This window comes from Acinetobacter sp. X9, assembly GCF_054889255.1.
The window spans coordinates 3,645,348-3,662,363 of record NZ_CM142679.1 but is presented as its reverse complement, the minus strand read 5'-3'; the positions used below and the strand labels follow the sequence as shown (position 1 = coordinate 3,662,363).

Genomic DNA, 17,016 nt, shown 5'->3' with positions numbered 1-17,016 from the left:
CAGTTGTATATGAAGCATCAATCGATTCATAAATATGCAAAGCAACTTGATTTAGTTAAACACTTAGCTAAAATGAACAACGAAAAATCAGATTCAATCAGCCCATCTGTAAAGATTTGGAAAACGCAACGTATCACACAGTGAATAAAACGAAGCAAGTATCCATAAACAGTTGTGCTGGCGACCATAGCAAGAGTGAACCACCTGATCCCTTCCCGAACTCAGAAGTGAAACCTCTTAGCGCTGATGGTAGTGTGGGGTTACCCATGTGAGAGTAAGTCATCGCCAGCTCATTATTACAAACACCCCCATTCCAATGAATGGGGGTGTTTCTTTATGTGCGGAATTTATACCTACAATTCTTTATATGATTATAATGGAAGAAATTCATATCAAGTCTAATAAGGATATAACATGTCTACCGATCAACAATTCCCAACACGCAATAATTTAGGTATCGCAGTTTATTCAAATAATGCAGAAGCTATTGGTAATACTCCTTTAGTTCGTATCAACCGTTTAATTAAAACTGGTGCAACTGTATTAGCGAAAGTAGAAAGTCGTAATCCTGCCTTTTCTGTGAAATGCCGTATTGGGGCTGCACTTATTGCAGATGCAGAAAGAAGAGGTGTGTTGAAAGAAGGCATGCATATAGTTGAACCAACTAGTGGTAATACAGGGATTGCATTGGCTTTTGTTGCGGCGGCGAAGGGTTATCCAATTACTTTGACTATGCCAGCCAGCATGAGTCTTGAACGCAGAAAAGTATTAAAAGCTTTAGGTGCTAATTTAGTTCTAACTGAACCGGCGAAAGGGATGAAAGGTGCGGTTGATGAAGCGGTACGATTAGCAACTGAGCAACCAGATGTTTATTTTTTACCTCAACAATTCGAAAACCCAGCTAATCCACAAATTCATGTGGACACAACTGGCCCAGAAATTTGGCAAGCAACAGGTGGGCAGGTTGATATTTTAGTTGCTGGCGTAGGTACTGGAGGTACGATAACGGGTATTTCTCGTTATTTTGAACAGGTCCAAAATAAGCCATTGTACTCAGTAGCAGTTGAACCTGCTGAGTCTCCAATTATTACTCAAACTAAAAATGGTGAAAGTATTACGCCTGCACCTCATAAAATTCAGGGGATTGGTGCAAACTTTATTCCAAAAAATCTTGATTTGGATTTGGTTGATGAAGTCTTACCAGTGAGTAGTGAAGAAGCAATTCAATGGGCGAGAAACTGTGCAACTCAAGAAGGTATTTTGGTAGGTATCTCAAGTGGTGCTGCCTTGGCTGCTGCAGCTAAAATTGCAGAGCGTCCTGAAAATGCTGGTAAAACAATAGTTGTTATTCTTCCTGATAGCGGAGAACGTTATTTATCTTCTGTTTTATTTGAAGGTTTATTTGACGAATAAAATTAAGTATGTAAAAAAGCCCATTAATAGATGGGCTTTTTTATTTGATCTGAATTTATAATGCACTTTTTAAAGTTTTCTGATGACGTTTCACAGATCGAGCATATTTTTTTGCTTTGTGTCGTGTCCAGAAGCTTCGCTCATATCCAGTTGGTCCCACATTATAATAAGCTGTTGCCTTGAACCAACTATCAGCTGACTGATAATAGTGATTTAAGATATAAGCACCACATTGAATATTAGTGGTTTCATCATATAAATTCCCCGCACAAGTTTGTTGCCAATAACTCGGAATAATTTGAGTTAAACCGACGGCGCCAGTAGGAGAGCGAGCATTACTATTGTAACTAGACTCTTGCCTGATGACTGCTGCGAGTAAAAGAGGGGGGACATTATATTGGTCAGCACTTTGAATAATCATTGGAGATAGCCGATTGGCTGTGCTCGCTGGAACAGAATAAGCTTTTTGTAAGCCAGACGAGAGTTTATTTGAGCGCCAGGAAAATGAGCCACTATTCGGTCCTAAGCTTGTACATCCTGTCATTATTGTCATCAATACAATAATAAAAAATTTGAGGCTAAGGCGGTGTAATTCTGATGGTTCAAAATGATCTTGAGCTAAAGATGAGGTAAGCAAAATACAAAACCAATAATCAAATTTCAAATGAAATGATGGTATTCAGCCGTACTTATCGGATCAATATAAGTTCTGTTGCTTAGCACATCTAGAAAGTAAGAATTTTGTATAATTAAAATGAAAAAACCCCGACATCCTGTCGAGGTTTCTTCGTATTCAGCTTTATGTAGCTAACTCCTGTCAACTACCGCTTCCTGCGTTCTTATTCTTCTTCAATGAGACATCCTGTCTCTCTATGATTTATATATTATGAAAAAATACTAAAGCTGAATATCCGCAAATCACCGCAAGTTTTGTACGTTTTAACTTACAGGCGTACTTTTTCAACTTTCTTAAGTATGATGTCGACTAATTTCTGCGTTATAGGAGCACAAATCAATACACTTGGGAAAGCTAATATCCATGCAATGATCCAAGCTGATACCCACAATGAAACGAAGTGATGATTTAGCCCTACAGCCTTGAAAGTTGAAATACCTGAAACTATAAAAGACATCATTCCTGATAAAATTAAGAGGAATAAAAGTTTCTGTGCTTTCATGGTCTTATATTCCTTGATAAGCACTTAAGGTTAATGCAAAATTTTCTCCAAATTGTTGAGCAGTTTTAATATCTCCTTCATCAAAACCATCTGCATTACTGCCATGTTCAGCTTGAGCCATTAAGCCTGACCATGAACCGAGACGATTGGCTGCTTGCGTATAAGGAATGCCTTGGTGCTGTTCAGGCATGATTGGATTACCGACCCATAACATGCCGTGTTGCATACAAAAGGTGAAAATCGAAATTAACGTCGATTGTTTATCACCAGCAGGAAGAGATGAAACGGTAAATCCAGCCGCTAATTTCCCTTTAAAACTTTGTTTTTTCCATAATGGACCAGTTGCGTCCATGAGTTGTTTTAACTTGGAAGATACACCACCTAAATAAGTGGGGGATCCCCAAATTAAGCCGTCATATTGGATGAGAATTTCTGGGCTGTTGATAATATCTTCAGTATTGAATAAATCTGCTTTCATATTTTTATGGCTCAAAATACCAGTTTGAATTTGCTGAGCAATAAATTGGGTGTGACCTTGGCGGCTATGGTAAATGATGGCAACAGTCTTCATGAGCAGTCTCCTTTTTATTTAAATTTGAAATAGTTTTGCAGTGAGATATAAGCCACAACCAAAAACACTATGGTTCATCAAACTTTTTAGGCAGTTCAAAAAAGGACGAGGGGTTTTTGAAGAAGCAAAACCACTACCCATAGCAGGTTGCATAATAAAAAAAGGAATGAGAACGGTGACTACACCAAACATTAGAGCTGAATAAAATTGAGGATGGCTAAGCCAAGTTGAACCAATAATGAAAAGAAAACTCAATGCAAAGATAATCCCAACACTATAGTGAGCAATCCAACCCAATAAATATTCCTCCTTAATTTGTGGGCTTTTTGCAATAGATTGATGGATAAGTTTCCCTTGAAATATCCAACCAACCCAGCGGCCGAGGAAGGCAAAATTTAAGGTCGGAATTTTGAATATCTTTAATATGAACAGCCATATATCCATAACGACGGTTGCACCAATACCAAGACATAAAGCTTGAAAGAACAACGTAGAGGTATTCATTTTTACACCTTGCTTTTATACGTATGAAACGTGATAAATTTATTGTGCAAGTTCAAGTTCACTTGAAGTCAAGAGGTTATTATGGATATTGGTGAAGTTGCTAAAAAGGCAAAAGTCACAACGGCTACACTACGTTTTTATGAAGAGAAGGGATTAATTAAATCGATAGGGCGGCAAGGCTTACGTCGACAATATGGCAAGCAGGTCATTGATCAATTGGCATTAATCTCTTTAGGTCGTGCTGCGGGTTTTTCCTTAAATGAAATCGCAACAATGTTTGGGCAAGATGGTAAGCCTGAGTTTGATCGGCAAAAATTAAAAGATAAAGCTGAACAATTAGAGCAAATGGCAAAACGATTGCATTTTATCAGCCAAGGATTAGAACATGCTGCTGTATGTCCTGCTGAAAATCATATGGAATGTCCAACTTTCCAAAAATTTTTAAAAGCAGCAATTGCTGGAGAATATCAGCCAACAAAACTTTAATCAGTTTTCAGCAAAGAAGTCGAATTTTTAAGGTTGTATTAAATAGTTAGTCTTGTCATATTTTTGCCATAAAGATTTCATCTTTTTGAAGTAAAAATTTCATATAAGCTTGATTAAATTTGCTTAATTTTTTACCAAATGTATAAAACCATGAGCAAAAAAACATTAGCGGTATTATTATGCTGTGCCAGTTTAGGATTGGCGGCATGTAATGATGATAACGACCACGAACAAACTTCACCTACTGAAAACGTTACCGAACCAACCTTAATTTCTTTTGCTAAGTTACCTGTAGAAACTTATGCTGCTGGTCCAGACTCTGGCGCATATGTGAAAGGTGCAAATGGAATTTATCCTCCATTTAAAGGTCAACCTGTACAGGGGTTTTCTGCTGCATTAAAAAATGAAGATGGCAGTTATATGGCGATGGCCGATAATGGTTTTGGAACTCAAGATAATTCATCAGACTTTTTACTTCGTATTTATAAAATAAAGCCTGATTTCAAAACTAAAACTAAAGGCACAAGCCAAGTTACTGTACAAAGCTTTATCCAACTGCGTGATCCGAATAAATTAATTCCATTTAATATCGTTAATGGTGATACAGCTGAGCGTTTATTAACGGGTGCTGATTTTGACCCAGAGTCGATGCAGCGTACTAGTGACGGGACCTACTGGATTGGAGATGAGTTTGGACCTTATTTACTTCATTTCTCAGCAGATGGCGTGTTATTAGATGCACCAATCGCTTTACCAAATCCATTAAATCCGACTCAAGAATTACGTTCACCACAAAATCAGTTTAATAAAGCACAAATTAATTTTGTAGAACCTCTAGTTCAACAAAGTGGCGGTTTTGAAGGAATGGCGATTTCGCCAGATGGGCAGTATCTTTACCCTCTTATAGAAAAGCCAATTAAATCAATTCGAGAAACGGAAAGACAGTTGCTGATTTCGCAATTTGATGTGAAGAAAAAAGCGTATACAGGAAAATATTATTGGTTCCAGTTAGACAGTAAGGCAACCAATATTGGTGACTTCCAACTCTTTAATGATAAAGAAGGCATTATTATTGAACGTGATGCAACTCAGAATAATTTAGGTGGATATAAAAAATTAATCCGTATTAAATTGAATGAGTCAGGTCAGCTAGTAAGCCGTGAAGATTTAGTCGATTTAATTAAAATTGCTAACCCGAATTTGTTGTATGGCACAGCTAGAGCAGGGGATATTGGTACGGGGGAGGTTTTTGCTTTTCCATTTGAAACCATTGAAGATGTAATTATTGAAAATGGCACAACGCTGACGGTTTTCAATGATAATAACTTCCCTGGTTCGACAGGACGTAACGCAAAACTGGCTGACGATAACGAGATTATTCAAATTCGTTTGCCAAAAGCTTTGTTCTAAGCTCTATAAATAAAAATTAAAACTGCGGCGGATTTTGTTCCGCCGTATTTATTCTAAGAATAAAATATTGAGTAAAGTTTAATCAAATTAATTTCTATATTGTTGTTTTCGCATGTTTTATAAACAGGGAAAATGAATGAAATTCATGTTAAAATGATCGGCTTTCATCTTTAGATGTCTCTCCTTCATCTGCTAGCCGAGATTCGCAAGCCATGTCTACTGCCTACACCATGCAAACTGCGCCAAAAGCGTTGTTTGATTACGACAAATATTGGGCGTCGTGTTTTGAACCAGCGCCATTTTTGCCGATGTCACGAGAAGAAATGGACCAACTCGGCTGGGATGCTTGTGACTTTATTTTAGTCTGTGGTGATGCTTATATTGACCATCCATCATTTGTATCGGGTGTGATTGGACGTGTGCTTGAGGCACAAGGTTTCCGTGTCGGAATTATTGCGCAGCCAGACTGGACCAATGTTGAAAGCTTCCGCGTTTTAGGTAAGCCAACGATTGCTTGGGGTGTAACCGCAGGTAATATGGATTCGATGATTAACCGTTATACGGCAGATCGTAAAATCCGTTCGGATGATGCATATTCTCCAAACAATGAACCGAATAAACGTCCTGACCGCGCAGCAACAGTTTATTGCCAACGTTGTCGAGAAGCATTCCCTGATGTACCTGTGTTATTGGGTGGTATTGAAGGCAGTTTACGCCGTATCGCACACTACGATTATTGGTCAGATAAAGTCCGTCGTTCGATTTTGATGGACTCAAAAGCCGATTTGCTCATGTATGGTAATGGTGAGCGTGCCATTATTGATGTGATGCACCGTTTAGCTAAAGGTGAAAAAATCCACGAGATTACTGATGTTCGTGGTACGGCATTTATTATTAATAAACATAACAAAGCATCAAAAGCAAAGTTTATTGAAGTTGCGAGTAATGATGTAGATACGGTTGGGCGTGTTGATCCAATTATTAACCCATATGTCATGACAGAAGATATTGATGGCTGTGAGGTTGAAAAAGAAAAGGGTAACTCTTTAGCTCAGTATCAAAATTTCCAAAAAGAGATTGTTGCAAATCCGATTGTGCGTGAAGGCGACAAACTTGATGACGACACTCAAATCGTTCAATTAAAGCCAGCACCGTCAAAAGCAATTAAACACAAATTGCCACCACGAGAGTTGGCGGTTATTCGTTTGCCTTCTTTTGAAGAAGTGGCAAATGATCAAGTGCTTTATGCGCATGCAAACCGTATTTTGCACCTTGAAACCAACCCTGGTAATGCTCGTGCACTCGTTCAACGCCATGGTGAACGTGATGTGTGGATTAACCCACCTCCAATTCCTTTAACTACAGAAGAAATGGACTATGTGTTTGATCTTCCATATGCACGTTTGCCACATCCTACTTATGGTGATGCACGTTTCCCTGCATTTGATATGATCAAATTCTCGGTCAACATTATGCGTGGCTGTTTTGGTGGTTGTACATTCTGTTCAATTACAGAACATGAAGGGCGTATTATTCAAAACCGTTCGGAAGATTCGATCTTACGTGAGATTGAAAAAATCCGTGATACAGCACCAAACTTTACCGGCATTATTTCAGACTTAGGTGGTCCAACAGCAAACATGTACCGTTTGCACTGTAAAGATCCAGAAATTGAGAAGAACTGCCGTAAACCTTCTTGTGTTTATCCGGGTGTTTGTCAAAACTTACATACCGATCACGCGCCTTTAGTGCAGCTTTATCGTAAAGCGCGCGCTATTAAAGGTGTGAAGAAGATTCTAATTGGTTCTGGACTGCGCTATGACCTTGCGGTACTCAACCCTGAATATGTCAAAGAGCTGGTACAACACCATGTTGGTGGTTATTTAAAAATTGCTCCTGAACATACCGAACAAGGCCCGTTATCTAAGATGATGAAACCGGGTATTGGTACGTATGATCGTTTCAAGCAAATGTTTGACCGTTTCAGTAAAGAAGCTGGAAAAGAACAATATTTAATTCCTTACTTTATTGCTGCGCATCCGGGTACTTCAGATTATGACATGATGCATCTTGCAATTTGGTTGAAAAAGAATGGTTTCCGTGCCGATCAGGTACAGACTTTCTATCCATCACCAATGGCAACGGCAACAACCATGTATTATTCGGGTAAAAACCCGCTTGCTAAAGTCGCTCGCTATACTGAAAAAGTTGATATTGTAAAAGGTGAAAAACGCCGTCGTCTGCATAAAGCATTCTTGCGTTATCATGATCCAAACAACTGGCCATTACTTCGTGAGGCCTTAAAAGAGATGGGGCGTGCAGATTTAATTGGTAATTCGAAGCAGCATTTAATTCCGACTTATCAGCCAAAAGGCACAGAAGGGGAATATAAGTCTGCTCGTAAGAAAAATTCGTCTACAGCAGGGGATTCGGTTAAACGAAATAATCAGCAAACGAATAATCATTCGAATCAGAAGCGTCCACAAAAAGGACAGGTTCTAACGCAACATAATGGTTTGCCTCCTCGTGAAACAGGAGAAAAAAGACCGTTTAGTGGGAAAAGTAAACCTAAATCTAAAGTTCGTGGATAATGATAAAACAGGCTCTTAAATAGAGCCTGTTTTGTTTTTTATAACTCTATTTAAATCGTATAATGAGATTTTTGAGGATTTAAAGTACAAAAAACGTAACGAATAATGATAAATAGCCAAAATCTGACGAGCTGCACTTGATTGTTATTGATTCTATGATTATAAATAATGTGAGGATGGCTAAATTTAAGCCAAGCTTGATAACTACAAGTGAAATTACTAAGTGAACCTTTTAAAAAACGGCTGTGTCGTTATCAATTAAAACAAAGCGTGATCTAGCAAAATCATTATAAAAAACTTAAAGGATGGACCCATGTACTATTTAATCACGATCTTATTATTATTTCTGGTTGTTGTTATGGCAGTGAAAAGTCTGTCACGAAGGCATCAACATGATAGTGCTTTAAAGCGCCGTGCAGTGTTAACTAGCCATGAGCAAATGACCTTAACCAGACTACAAACTGTTTTGCCCAAATTTACCGTATTAGCGCATGTATCTTTTGATGCACTTTTAACTACAAAATACGCGCATACACGTCGTAAATATCAAAATATGTCAGCTGATTTTGTTGTGCTTGATCAAAATTATCAGGTAGTTGTAGTCGTTGTTCTAGGGGAAAATGGTTTACGCCGAGCGCATCAACAATATGAACGTCGCCTATTACAATTGGCTGGCTATCGTGTTCTTCATTATAGCAGTGTGCCTGATTATCATGACTTAAGAAGAGACTTATTGAGTCCTGAATCAGAATTAGCAACTTTGCATGCGACACCCCAGCTAGAAAGAATGTCAAACGCTTTTGTGAAGCCTTAAAAATTCGACATTAACAGAATTGATCTGAGAGCTCATTTAAGAAGATTTAAATAAAATGCTGAAATTCAAAATTTTAAAATTACTAAAAAATTGAGCAATATCACCTAAGATATTGCTCAATTTTACGTGGATTTATAATTATAAAAATTATGGAAGTACCGCAACAACCGTCATTTCTACAAGTACATCTGGCGCATAGAGTTTTGATTCTACGCATGTGCGTGCTGGTGGGTTCCCTTCGCTAATCCATGCATCCCAAACCGCATTCATAGCTGCATAATCTTTTTCAATATCTTTTAGGAAAATCATGACAGAAAGGATATGGGTTTTATCTGTTCCAGCTTCTGCTAATAGACGATCAATATTATCTAAAGTTTGTTGAGTCTGCCCTGTGACATCTGCACTTGTATCATCGGCGAGTTGCCCAGCTAGGTGTACTAAATTACCTGAAATCGCAACTTCGCAATAGCGTGAAGTAACATGTAAACGCTTTACCGTCATAAAAATGCTCTAAGGTGGCTTTATTTAATAGTTTTGATTTTATGAAGAGTTGCTAGGTCGGTGCAAGCAAGTAGAAAAGAATTTCAGTAGATTATTGTGAGGAAGAGATATCTAAGCCATGTATCAGAAGAGCCCTGCAATATTCGGATTTGGTCGTCACGCCAATCACAGGACGATATGCCGAAAGTAAAGGTTGCTTTGGCATGTTGCAAATACATGGGTAATGAATATGCGTGGATTAGGTTACTCTAAAGTTTCAGTAAAAGGGAGTCTATTTTGTTTAAAAGTTGCTCTTTTGAGTGAAAAGTAGTCAATTACCAGAGGTTAAGCTGGAAGTCATCCGCTTGGGTCTGTAATTGATAAACGCCTATACCAATCAGGCGAAACTGGAAATGTTCGGGAATCTGCATTTCATTTAATAATAAAAATAAAACTTGGATTAAGTCCTGTAGCGACTGGATCGGTCTTTTAAAGCTTTTACTATGTTGTAAAGTCTGAAAATTCTTAAGTTTAAGCTTAATATTGACACCACGTGCATTGAGCTGTTTTTTCTCTAGTGTTTGCCACACTTTTTCAGCTAATCCATGCCAATAGGGCTGACATTGAGCCAAAGTAAAATCACTATCAAAAGTTGTTTCTTTCGAAATTTGTTGGCGAGCTCTTTCAGCTTGAACGGGTCTATGGTCAATGCCCTGAGCATATAGATAGAGTTGTTGTCCATATTTACCAAAGTGGTGAACCAAAACAGCTTCTTCAATTTTCTGTAAATCACCCAGCGTATGTAGCTGAAGCTGCTGCAATTTTTCCTGGGTGACTTTGCCCACACCAGGAATCTTTTTAAGTGGAAGGTCTTGAATAAAAGTAGCAACTTGCGAAGGTTTGATTACACATAAACCATTAGGTTTGTTCCAATCCGAAGCAATTTTTGCCAAAAACTTATTTGGTGCTACACCAGCCGATGCAGTAAGCCCAGTTAATCTAAAAATATCTTCTCGAATGTGCATAGCAACTTCAGTTGCACTCGCAATCTGTTTTAGATTTTCAGTGACATCCAAATAAGCTTCATCTAAAGATAAAGGCTCAATAAGTAGCGTATATTGCTGAAAGATCGAGTGAATTTGAGCAGAGACCGTACGGTATTTTTCAAAATTTGGTTCAATAATGACAACTTGAGGACATAATTTTCTTGCCTGACTCATCGACATAGCAGAACGCAAACCAAATTCACGGGCAGGGTAGGAGGCCGCAGCAATTACAGCGCGCGGATGATGCGAAGATATAACGACAGGAAGATGCTTTAGATCAGGACGCTCTCGCAATTCGACCGATGCATAAAAGGCATCCATATCGATATGAATGATTTTGCGCATATTATTGTGCTTTCACGATGCCTTGCTGCTGTAAAAATTGATGCCACTCTTTGACTGAACCCTCATAAACATTGAGATCTACAGACTTTGTGATTCCTTCAATTTTACCCTGATTACTATGCTGCCAAAAGAGCCATTTTCTTTTGTCTTTCAGCTCAGGTTTTCCTTCGTAATCTCTGACCCAAAGTGGTGTATTAGGGAAACTTCCTATTAATACAATATGGTAAAAAGTTTTGGAAATATAAAAGATAGGCTGTTTGCCATAGTGCTGTTTTAAGCGGTCATGCATGATGCCTATTTCTTTAAGTAATTGTTCTTTGGTGTGCGCATTAATACAGTTACCGTCATATTCTAGATCGATAACAGGAGGAAGGGCATCGGCTTTGTTGGGTACAGTCGCAATAAAGTTATTAGCTTGCGTTTTACCATCACGGCATAGACGATAAAAGTGATAAGCACCTACATGAAACCCATGTTCACGTGCCTTGAGCCAATTTTCCTGAAATTTTGAATCTTTGTAATCACCACCTTCGGTCGCTTTTAAATAGACGAATTGGAATTTTTCCGGTGATATTTTTTTCCAGTTAACATCACCTTGATGATGAGAAACATCGAACCCTTGCACCGGATAATCCTGCGCAACGGCTTTTTGTTGATAGAACAGACCAAAATAAGCTAAGACTCCCATAACACAAGCTAAGCCAATTCCGATTAGGGTATTGTGCCGTGATGTGAAAAAAGTTTTAGCCAGTTTGCTCATTCAAAACTCGTTAAAATTTGAAGTCGACATCATAGCGTGATTCGCGAGCGAGAAACTATGCTAAAAATGCAACCGCTTATACAGACGTATCCTTTGGAATTTGCCAGAAAATAAAAGCAGTAATGACATTGATACAACCGAGACAAATGAGAGTGACATGAAACGCTGTTGTCACGTGGTCTGCACCATAATATTGAGTAAAGATATTAATGAGGGTACCTGCTAGTGCTACACCAATACTCATTGATAGCATCATGATCATCGACAAGAAACTATTACCGCTACTTGCATCTTGTTGAGGCAAGTCTTTCAAGGTTAATGTATTCATGCCAACAAATTGCAGTGAATTTAATGTGCCAAACAAGAAAAAGTGTAAGGCTCTAAACCAAGTTGGGGTATCGACGGTCATGATTGCAAAAGAGGCAATACACAGCCCAACTAATGTTGTGTTAATAAGTAAAAAACGTCGGTAGCCAATTTTTTGAATAATAGGTCTGACAATTGGCTTTGAAAATAATGAGCCCAAGACCAATGGAATCATCATTAAACCAGCAATAAAGGGTTCAAAACCAAAAGCAACTTGTAGCATGAGTGGTAAAACAAAAGGTAACGCATTCCCACCAAAGCGAGCAAAGAAATTACCTAAAATACCAATCGCATAAATTTTGTTTCTAAAGAGTCGGCTACGAAATAATGCATTTTGATGAGTATGTGAATGATAGGCATACCAAAGCGTTGCTATTATTCCGACGACTAATAATGAAATACTAAACCATTTTGAATATTCAGGTGAGGCTAGATGTTCGATCCCTAAAGACCATCCGATCATGGCTACAACTAACAAGATGAAGCCACCCAAATCAAATGTTTTGACTGAGGGTTCTTTTACATTTGGCATGACTTTCAATGTCATTAATATGCCAAGTATGCCCATAGGAATATTAATGAGAAAAATCCAATGCCAAGTTGCAACTTCAACTAACCATCCGCCCAAAGTTGGCCCCGCCAACGGCCCGAGTAAACCCGCAAGGCTCATTAAGCTCATCGCAGCTAAGAACTGAGTTCGAGGAATAATTTTTAAAAGTGATAGCCGGCCAACAGGGAGTAATAAGGCGCCGCCTATGCCTTGGATGACTCGGAAAAATAACAGCTGATTGAGACTCTGAGAAAGACCACAACCTAAAGAAGCCAGAGTAAAGATTACGATTGCCGACAAGAAAATATTTCTAACACCAAAGCGGTCTGCTAACCATCCACTTAGAGGAATGCAGGCAGCAACCGATAATACATAGGCCACCACTACACTATGCATGCGTAAAGGATCTTCATTTAGATGATGAGCCATCGCAGGAATAGCAGTATTTACAATGGTTGTGTCCAAGGCCTGCATAAAAAAGCCAATAGAAACCAAAAGAACCAGTAAGCGATATTCGGGTTGCAAGGCTTGGTGAGTCGGCGTGGCATTCATAACATTTGAAAATTAACGTTTTGGTCTAGTGTAAAACAAATTGAATTTAAAAGAAGTAAGCCAATGTTGAATACCCCTTTACTAAATCTAAGTTCTTTTGAAGGCAGAGGTGAAAATAGTTAAAATAAAAAAAGCGGCAGAACCGCTTTTTAAATAGAGTAGGTGGACAACTAGACAACAAATCTTTTTGGCATTTTTAAGTTTTTAATGACGTTATAAATTTGGTCAACATCATCACAGACAATTAATTTAGCTCGGTGCTGAAGGGGAAGGAAACCTTCTTGAACTGCATGGTCCAATTGGGCAATTAATGCATTATAAAAACCATTTACGTTATATAAAATCATGGGCTTTTGGTGTTGGTTGAGTTGGCCCCAAGTAGCAATTTCCAATATTTCTTCAAATGTCCCTAAACCACCTGGTAATGCAATGAATGCACTCGCGCGTTCTGCCATCATGGCTTTACGTTCGTGCATAGTTTCGACCACATGTAATTCAGTTAGACCTGCATGTGCGACTTCATAATCAAGCATAAATTCAGGGATTACACCGACAGCCTCTCCGCCGTTTGCGAGAACGCTATCTGCGACTTGTCCCATTAAGCCGATACTGGCACCGCCGTAGACTAAACCAAAACCTTGGTCAGCAATTCCATGAGCAAGTTCAATTGCTTTTTCTCGGTAAATTGGATTATTTCCTGCACGTGAACCACAATATAATGCAATAAGAGGTTGTTTTGTTTTTACAGCTGTTATTGGTGAATCATTTACTGCCATTGTTAATACGCTATTCATTGCTTTATTTTCACCTTATCACGTTCATATTTCTTGTCTACACTAAGCAAAAGATATGACAACTTTATAAGCAGATTTATAAGAAAGAGTCATGTTTTGTATGGGTTTGGTGAATGCTAATCATGAACAAATAAAAATGATGAATTTATGTTAAATCTTGCCTATACTAAAAATTCGTTTAACAACATATGAACAAATATGGGTAGTGGTTGTAGTCGCTCCGTTTTAATTTCTTGTCTTAAAAAAACATTTTCCTCACTTTGTGAAGGCGCGCCTGTTGTGTTGCCAAATAAAGATAAAATTCAAACAACACAGGAGCAGGATCGATGATCTTTGAATGGATGTCTGATCCCTCTGCGTGGGTGGGTTTAGCAACTTTAATCGTTCTTGAAATTGTATTGGGGATCGATAACCTCGTTTTTATTGCGATTTTGGCTGAGAAATTACCGCCAGAGCAACGAGCTAAAGCCCGTATAATCGGTTTGGTGCTCGCGTTAGGAATGCGTCTTGTACTCTTAGCCTCAATTGCTTGGGTCGTGACACTGACTGAGCCACTCTTCCATATTTTTGATCATCCATTTTCTGGTCGTGATTTGATCTTGTTGTTCGGTGGTGTGTTCTTATTATTTAAAGGCACCATGGAATTGCATGAACGAATGGAAGGAAAACAACTCCATAAAGAAGATAATCCTGTTCATGCAGCGTTCTGGATGGTTATTGTCCAGATTGTTGTACTGGATGCCGTATTCTCATTAGACAGTGTGATTACAGCTGTTGGTATGGTGAAAGAGCTGTCAGTGATGATGGTTGCGGTTGTTATTGCGGTCGGTATCATGTTGTGGGCATCCAAACCCCTCATGGACTTTGTCAATAAACATCCAACAGTTGTCATTCTATGTCTTGGCTTCTTGATGATGATCGGTTTCTCTTTGGTGGTGGAAGGCTTTGGTTTCCATATTCCGAAGGGTTACTTATATGCTGCAATTGGCTTCTCAGTTTTGGTGGAAGTTATCAATCAGAGCATGCGCCGCAATCAGGAAAAGCTAGTTACAACCACAGACTTGCGTTATCGCACTGCCTCTGCGGTTTTACGTATGTTAGGCAGCAAAAATAGTGGTTCTTCAGATACTCAATCTTCTGATAAAGAAGATGTATTGGCGACGCAAGCTTTTGCAGATGAGGTTTTTGACGAAGAAAATGGCGCTTATCACAGTGTGCTTGTACAAGGTGTGCTTGGTTTATCAGAGCGCCCTGTAAAGTCTGTTATGACTCCACGCCCTGAACTTGAGTGGATTGACTTAGACGATGAGCCTGAAGTTTTAAAAGAACGTTTAATGTCGATGACACATTCTCGTTTGATCGTTGCACGCGGTGAACTTGATAATATTGAGGGTATTGCGCTTACGCATAAAGTTTTAAACAACTTTATTGAAACAGGGGTAATTGATTTCCAAAAGCATCTACGTGAACCTGTGATTGTGCATGAAAATGCTCAAGTGCTTATGGTGATGGAGCAATTGCGTCAAGCACCTTTACAAATGGCGATCGTATTAAATGAATATGGTTCCATCGAAGGTATCGCAACACCAATTGATATTTTAGAAGCAATTGCTGGTGAATTCCCTGATGAAGATGAGTTAGACGCTGCTGCTGAAAGCTTGGCAGACGGTTCATTAATGCTTGAAGGTTCGACTGACATTCGCCACGTATCACTTTTATTAGGTCGTGATCTCGTTGACGAAAGTGAACAGTATTCAACTTTGTCTGGCTATTTGTTGTTCCATTTAGGCCGTTTACCGGAAAATGGTGAAGCTGTTGAGGCGGATGGTTATCGCTTTGAAGTGATTACAATGGAAGGTCATAAAATTGAGAAAGTTCATATTGTTTCTATCGAACAAGATGAATCAAAAGATTAAATGACGTTTTAAGTCTAGAAACATCATAAAATAGCTCAACTCTGAGCTATTTTTTTTATTTGAGAAATACCAAATGACCCAACAAACTTGTCCATGTGGAAAAGGCAGCTATACACAATGTTGTGAGCCTTTACATTTAGGCACAGCCAAAGCACTAACGGCAGAGCAGCTGATGCGTTCACGTTATAGCGCTTTCGCATTACAGCAAATTGATTATATTGTGCAAACGACTGCTTTAGGGCAGCAAACAGCACTTGATAAAGATGCTATCGCAGAGTGGAGCAAACAAAATCAATGGTTGGGTTTAGAGGTGGTTAACGCCAACGAAAAATTAGATAAAACCCATGCACAGGTTGAGTTCAAGGCTCATTATCATGATGGACAAAAAGCCCAAATTCATCATGAGGTTTCACATTTTGTGTATCACCAGCAAAAATGGTTTTTCCTCGACCCAACGGTTGATATGAAGATCACGATGAAACAACCCTGTATATGTGGTTCAGGAAAAAAATTTAAGCAATGCTGTGCACAATTTCTCTAAGTTTATCTTAAAATACGCCCACTGTTTGGCCTGAGGGAAAGGGCGATGTTACTCACCGTTATTTATATTATTGCGATTACTGCGGAAGCCATGACAGGTGCATTATCTGCTGGTCGACGGAGTATGGACTGGTTCGGTGTCGTACTGATTGCCTGTGTAACTGCTTTAGGTGGTGGTTCTGTGCGAGATGTATTGCTTGGTCACTATCCTTTAACTTGGGTAAAACATCCAGAATATTTGGTTCTGACCTGCTGTGCTGCATTTGTCACGATTATTATTGCCAAATGGATGCGTCATCTACATAACATCTTTTTAGTACTTGATGCTTTAGGCTTGATTGGTTTTACAATTATTGGTTGCCAGATCGCCCTACAAATGGGACATGGTTTTGTCGTATCAGCAGTAGCTGGGGTGTTGACTGGAGTATCTGGCGGTATTTTACGTGATATTTTATGTAACGATGTCCCGTTCGTTTTCCGCCGTGAACTCTATGCGAGTATCTCTTTTGTGGCAGTCATCTGTTACTGGGTTTGTCAGGATTTAGGATTAAGTTTAGAGCTAACTGTCATTTCAACCTTGGTTTTTGGTTTTACCTTACGTCTGATTGCAATCTATTTTGGCTTAGAAATGCCTAAATTTATTTATAAAGATGATGATGCAGAATCGGCTTCTTCAACCGACGAACATTAATCATGCAGA

Annotated in this window: 19 protein-coding genes and 1 rRNA gene; 11 read left to right on the top strand and 9 right to left on the bottom strand. The window is 38.8% G+C overall.

Annotated elements, in window-relative coordinates:
• Positions 1-9 precede the first annotated feature (9 nt).
• From ACYU0V_RS17445 to cysK, 3 genes are all read left to right on the top strand, one after another.
• The gene (locus ACYU0V_RS17445) at positions 10-144 is read left to right on the top strand and encodes a hypothetical protein (protein ID WP_447512500.1); all 135 of its coding nucleotides are present in this window, start codon (positions 10-12) and stop codon (positions 142-144) included.
• 32 nt (positions 145-176) lie between these two features.
• A 5S ribosomal RNA gene (gene rrf / locus ACYU0V_RS17440) occupies positions 177-291 on the top strand.
• Between the two features lie 123 nt (positions 292-414).
• Entirely contained in the window at positions 415-1,413 is a 999-nt protein-coding gene (cysK, locus tag ACYU0V_RS17435) for a cysteine synthase A (RefSeq protein ID WP_461848427.1), read from the top strand.
• Positions 1,414-1,468: 55 nt separating this feature from the next.
• Here cysK and ACYU0V_RS17430 read toward each other — a convergent pair whose 3' ends face one another.
• From ACYU0V_RS17430 to ACYU0V_RS17415, 4 genes are all read right to left on the bottom strand, one after another.
• Positions 1,469-2,077: a lytic transglycosylase domain-containing protein gene (locus ACYU0V_RS17430; RefSeq protein WP_081039240.1), complete on the bottom strand. Its 609-nt coding sequence runs from the start codon at positions 2,075-2,077 to the stop codon at positions 1,469-1,471.
• 280 nt (positions 2,078-2,357) lie between these two features.
• Complete coding sequence (locus tag ACYU0V_RS17425) at positions 2,358-2,591, bottom strand: DUF2798 domain-containing protein (protein WP_202744957.1); 234 nt, start codon at positions 2,589-2,591, stop codon at positions 2,358-2,360.
• Positions 2,592-2,595: 4 nt separating this feature from the next.
• On the bottom strand, positions 2,596-3,162 hold the full coding sequence (locus ACYU0V_RS17420; RefSeq protein ID WP_202744958.1) for a flavodoxin family protein: 567 nt from the start codon (positions 3,160-3,162) through the stop codon (positions 2,596-2,598).
• Between the two features lie 18 nt (positions 3,163-3,180).
• Entirely contained in the window at positions 3,181-3,666 is a 486-nt protein-coding gene (locus ACYU0V_RS17415) for a DUF2938 domain-containing protein (protein WP_461848424.1), read from the bottom strand.
• A gap of 81 nt (positions 3,667-3,747) precedes the next feature.
• Between ACYU0V_RS17415 and ACYU0V_RS17410 the strand changes: the two genes are divergently transcribed.
• From ACYU0V_RS17410 to ACYU0V_RS17395, 4 genes are all read left to right on the top strand, one after another.
• Positions 3,748-4,152: a helix-turn-helix domain-containing protein gene (locus ACYU0V_RS17410; protein ID WP_461848422.1), complete on the top strand. Its 405-nt coding sequence runs from the start codon at positions 3,748-3,750 to the stop codon at positions 4,150-4,152.
• A gap of 150 nt (positions 4,153-4,302) precedes the next feature.
• Positions 4,303-5,562 (top strand): esterase-like activity of phytase family protein, encoded by a 1,260-nt coding sequence (locus ACYU0V_RS17405; protein WP_461848420.1) that lies wholly within the window; start codon positions 4,303-4,305, stop codon positions 5,560-5,562.
• A gap of 212 nt (positions 5,563-5,774) precedes the next feature.
• Positions 5,775-8,153, top strand: coding sequence for a YgiQ family radical SAM protein (locus ACYU0V_RS17400; protein WP_461848418.1), 2,379 nt, complete (start codon positions 5,775-5,777; stop codon positions 8,151-8,153).
• A 313-nt stretch (positions 8,154-8,466) separates the two neighbouring features.
• Positions 8,467-8,967: a DUF2726 domain-containing protein gene (locus tag ACYU0V_RS17395; protein ID WP_017385843.1), complete on the top strand. Its 501-nt coding sequence runs from the start codon at positions 8,467-8,469 to the stop codon at positions 8,965-8,967.
• A 147-nt stretch (positions 8,968-9,114) separates the two neighbouring features.
• On the opposite strand, the gene ACYU0V_RS17390 is transcribed toward ACYU0V_RS17395, so the two are convergent.
• The gene (locus tag ACYU0V_RS17390; RefSeq protein ID WP_002121652.1) at positions 9,115-9,468 is read right to left on the bottom strand and encodes a RidA family protein; all 354 of its coding nucleotides are present in this window, start codon (positions 9,466-9,468) and stop codon (positions 9,115-9,117) included.
• A gap of 193 nt (positions 9,469-9,661) precedes the next feature.
• Between ACYU0V_RS17390 and ACYU0V_RS17385 the strand changes: the two genes are divergently transcribed.
• Complete coding sequence (locus tag ACYU0V_RS17385) at positions 9,662-9,778, top strand: hypothetical protein (RefSeq protein WP_002121660.1); 117 nt, start codon at positions 9,662-9,664, stop codon at positions 9,776-9,778.
• Positions 9,779-9,782: 4 nt separating this feature from the next.
• Here the strand turns inward: ACYU0V_RS17385 and dinB are convergent, their stop codons facing one another.
• The 4 genes from dinB to ACYU0V_RS17365 form a co-directional block, all read right to left on the bottom strand.
• Entirely contained in the window at positions 9,783-10,838 is a 1,056-nt protein-coding gene (dinB, locus tag ACYU0V_RS17380) for a DNA polymerase IV (protein WP_017400142.1), read from the bottom strand.
• Position 10,839: 1 nt separating this feature from the next.
• Positions 10,840-11,598, bottom strand: a complete 759-nt coding sequence (locus ACYU0V_RS17375; protein WP_461848415.1) for a glycoside hydrolase family 25 protein — start codon at positions 11,596-11,598, stop codon at positions 10,840-10,842.
• Between the two features lie 76 nt (positions 11,599-11,674).
• On the bottom strand, positions 11,675-13,066 hold the full coding sequence (mdtD, locus tag ACYU0V_RS17370) for a multidrug transporter subunit MdtD (protein ID WP_133482122.1): 1,392 nt from the start codon (positions 13,064-13,066) through the stop codon (positions 11,675-11,677).
• A 170-nt stretch (positions 13,067-13,236) separates the two neighbouring features.
• Positions 13,237-13,860 (bottom strand): LOG family protein, encoded by a 624-nt coding sequence (locus ACYU0V_RS17365; RefSeq protein ID WP_032012517.1) that lies wholly within the window; start codon positions 13,858-13,860, stop codon positions 13,237-13,239.
• 326 nt (positions 13,861-14,186) lie between these two features.
• Here ACYU0V_RS17365 and ACYU0V_RS17360 point away from each other — a divergent pair, with 326 nt between their 5' ends.
• The 3 genes from ACYU0V_RS17360 (at position 14,187) to ACYU0V_RS17350 (ending at position 17,007) form a co-directional block, all read left to right on the top strand.
• Positions 14,187-15,776, top strand: coding sequence for a TerC family protein (locus ACYU0V_RS17360; RefSeq protein ID WP_086265375.1), 1,590 nt, complete (start codon positions 14,187-14,189; stop codon positions 15,774-15,776).
• Positions 15,777-15,849: 73 nt separating this feature from the next.
• Positions 15,850-16,317: a YchJ family protein gene (locus ACYU0V_RS17355; protein WP_087090465.1), complete on the top strand. Its 468-nt coding sequence runs from the start codon at positions 15,850-15,852 to the stop codon at positions 16,315-16,317.
• A gap of 45 nt (positions 16,318-16,362) precedes the next feature.
• Positions 16,363-17,007: a trimeric intracellular cation channel family protein gene (locus ACYU0V_RS17350; protein WP_016144082.1), complete on the top strand. Its 645-nt coding sequence runs from the start codon at positions 16,363-16,365 to the stop codon at positions 17,005-17,007.
• Positions 17,008-17,016 lie beyond the last annotated feature (9 nt).

Excerpts from the sequence above, each read along its gene's own strand:
- ACYU0V_RS17400 (WP_461848418.1), top strand. The coding sequence starts at position 5,775 with ATGTCTACTGCCTACACCATGCAAACTGCGCCAAAAGCGTTGTTTGAT.
- ACYU0V_RS17445 (WP_447512500.1), top strand. The coding sequence starts at position 10 with ATGAAGCATCAATCGATTCATAAATATGCAAAGCAACTTGATTTAGTT.
- ACYU0V_RS17390 (WP_002121652.1), bottom strand. The coding sequence starts at position 9,468 with ATGACGGTAAAGCGTTTACATGTTACTTCACGCTATTGCGAAGTTGCG.
- ACYU0V_RS17350 (WP_016144082.1), top strand. The coding sequence starts at position 16,363 with ATGTTACTCACCGTTATTTATATTATTGCGATTACTGCGGAAGCCATG.
- dinB (WP_017400142.1), bottom strand. The coding sequence starts at position 10,838 with ATGCGCAAAATCATTCATATCGATATGGATGCCTTTTATGCATCGGTC.
- ACYU0V_RS17360 (WP_086265375.1), top strand. The coding sequence starts at position 14,187 with ATGATCTTTGAATGGATGTCTGATCCCTCTGCGTGGGTGGGTTTAGCA.
- cysK (WP_461848427.1), top strand. The coding sequence starts at position 415 with ATGTCTACCGATCAACAATTCCCAACACGCAATAATTTAGGTATCGCA.
- ACYU0V_RS17365 (WP_032012517.1), bottom strand. The coding sequence starts at position 13,860 with ATGAATAGCGTATTAACAATGGCAGTAAATGATTCACCAATAACAGCT.
- ACYU0V_RS17375 (WP_461848415.1), bottom strand. The coding sequence starts at position 11,598 with ATGAGCAAACTGGCTAAAACTTTTTTCACATCACGGCACAATACCCTA.
- ACYU0V_RS17420 (WP_202744958.1), bottom strand. The coding sequence starts at position 3,162 with ATGAAGACTGTTGCCATCATTTACCATAGCCGCCAAGGTCACACCCAA.
- ACYU0V_RS17415 (WP_461848424.1), bottom strand. The coding sequence starts at position 3,666 with ATGAATACCTCTACGTTGTTCTTTCAAGCTTTATGTCTTGGTATTGGT.
- mdtD (WP_133482122.1), bottom strand. The coding sequence starts at position 13,066 with ATGAATGCCACGCCGACTCACCAAGCCTTGCAACCCGAATATCGCTTA.
- ACYU0V_RS17405 (WP_461848420.1), top strand. The coding sequence starts at position 4,303 with ATGAGCAAAAAAACATTAGCGGTATTATTATGCTGTGCCAGTTTAGGA.
- ACYU0V_RS17355 (WP_087090465.1), top strand. The coding sequence starts at position 15,850 with ATGACCCAACAAACTTGTCCATGTGGAAAAGGCAGCTATACACAATGT.
- ACYU0V_RS17410 (WP_461848422.1), top strand. The coding sequence starts at position 3,748 with ATGGATATTGGTGAAGTTGCTAAAAAGGCAAAAGTCACAACGGCTACA.
- ACYU0V_RS17395 (WP_017385843.1), top strand. The coding sequence starts at position 8,467 with ATGTACTATTTAATCACGATCTTATTATTATTTCTGGTTGTTGTTATG.
- ACYU0V_RS17425 (WP_202744957.1), bottom strand. The coding sequence starts at position 2,591 with ATGAAAGCACAGAAACTTTTATTCCTCTTAATTTTATCAGGAATGATG.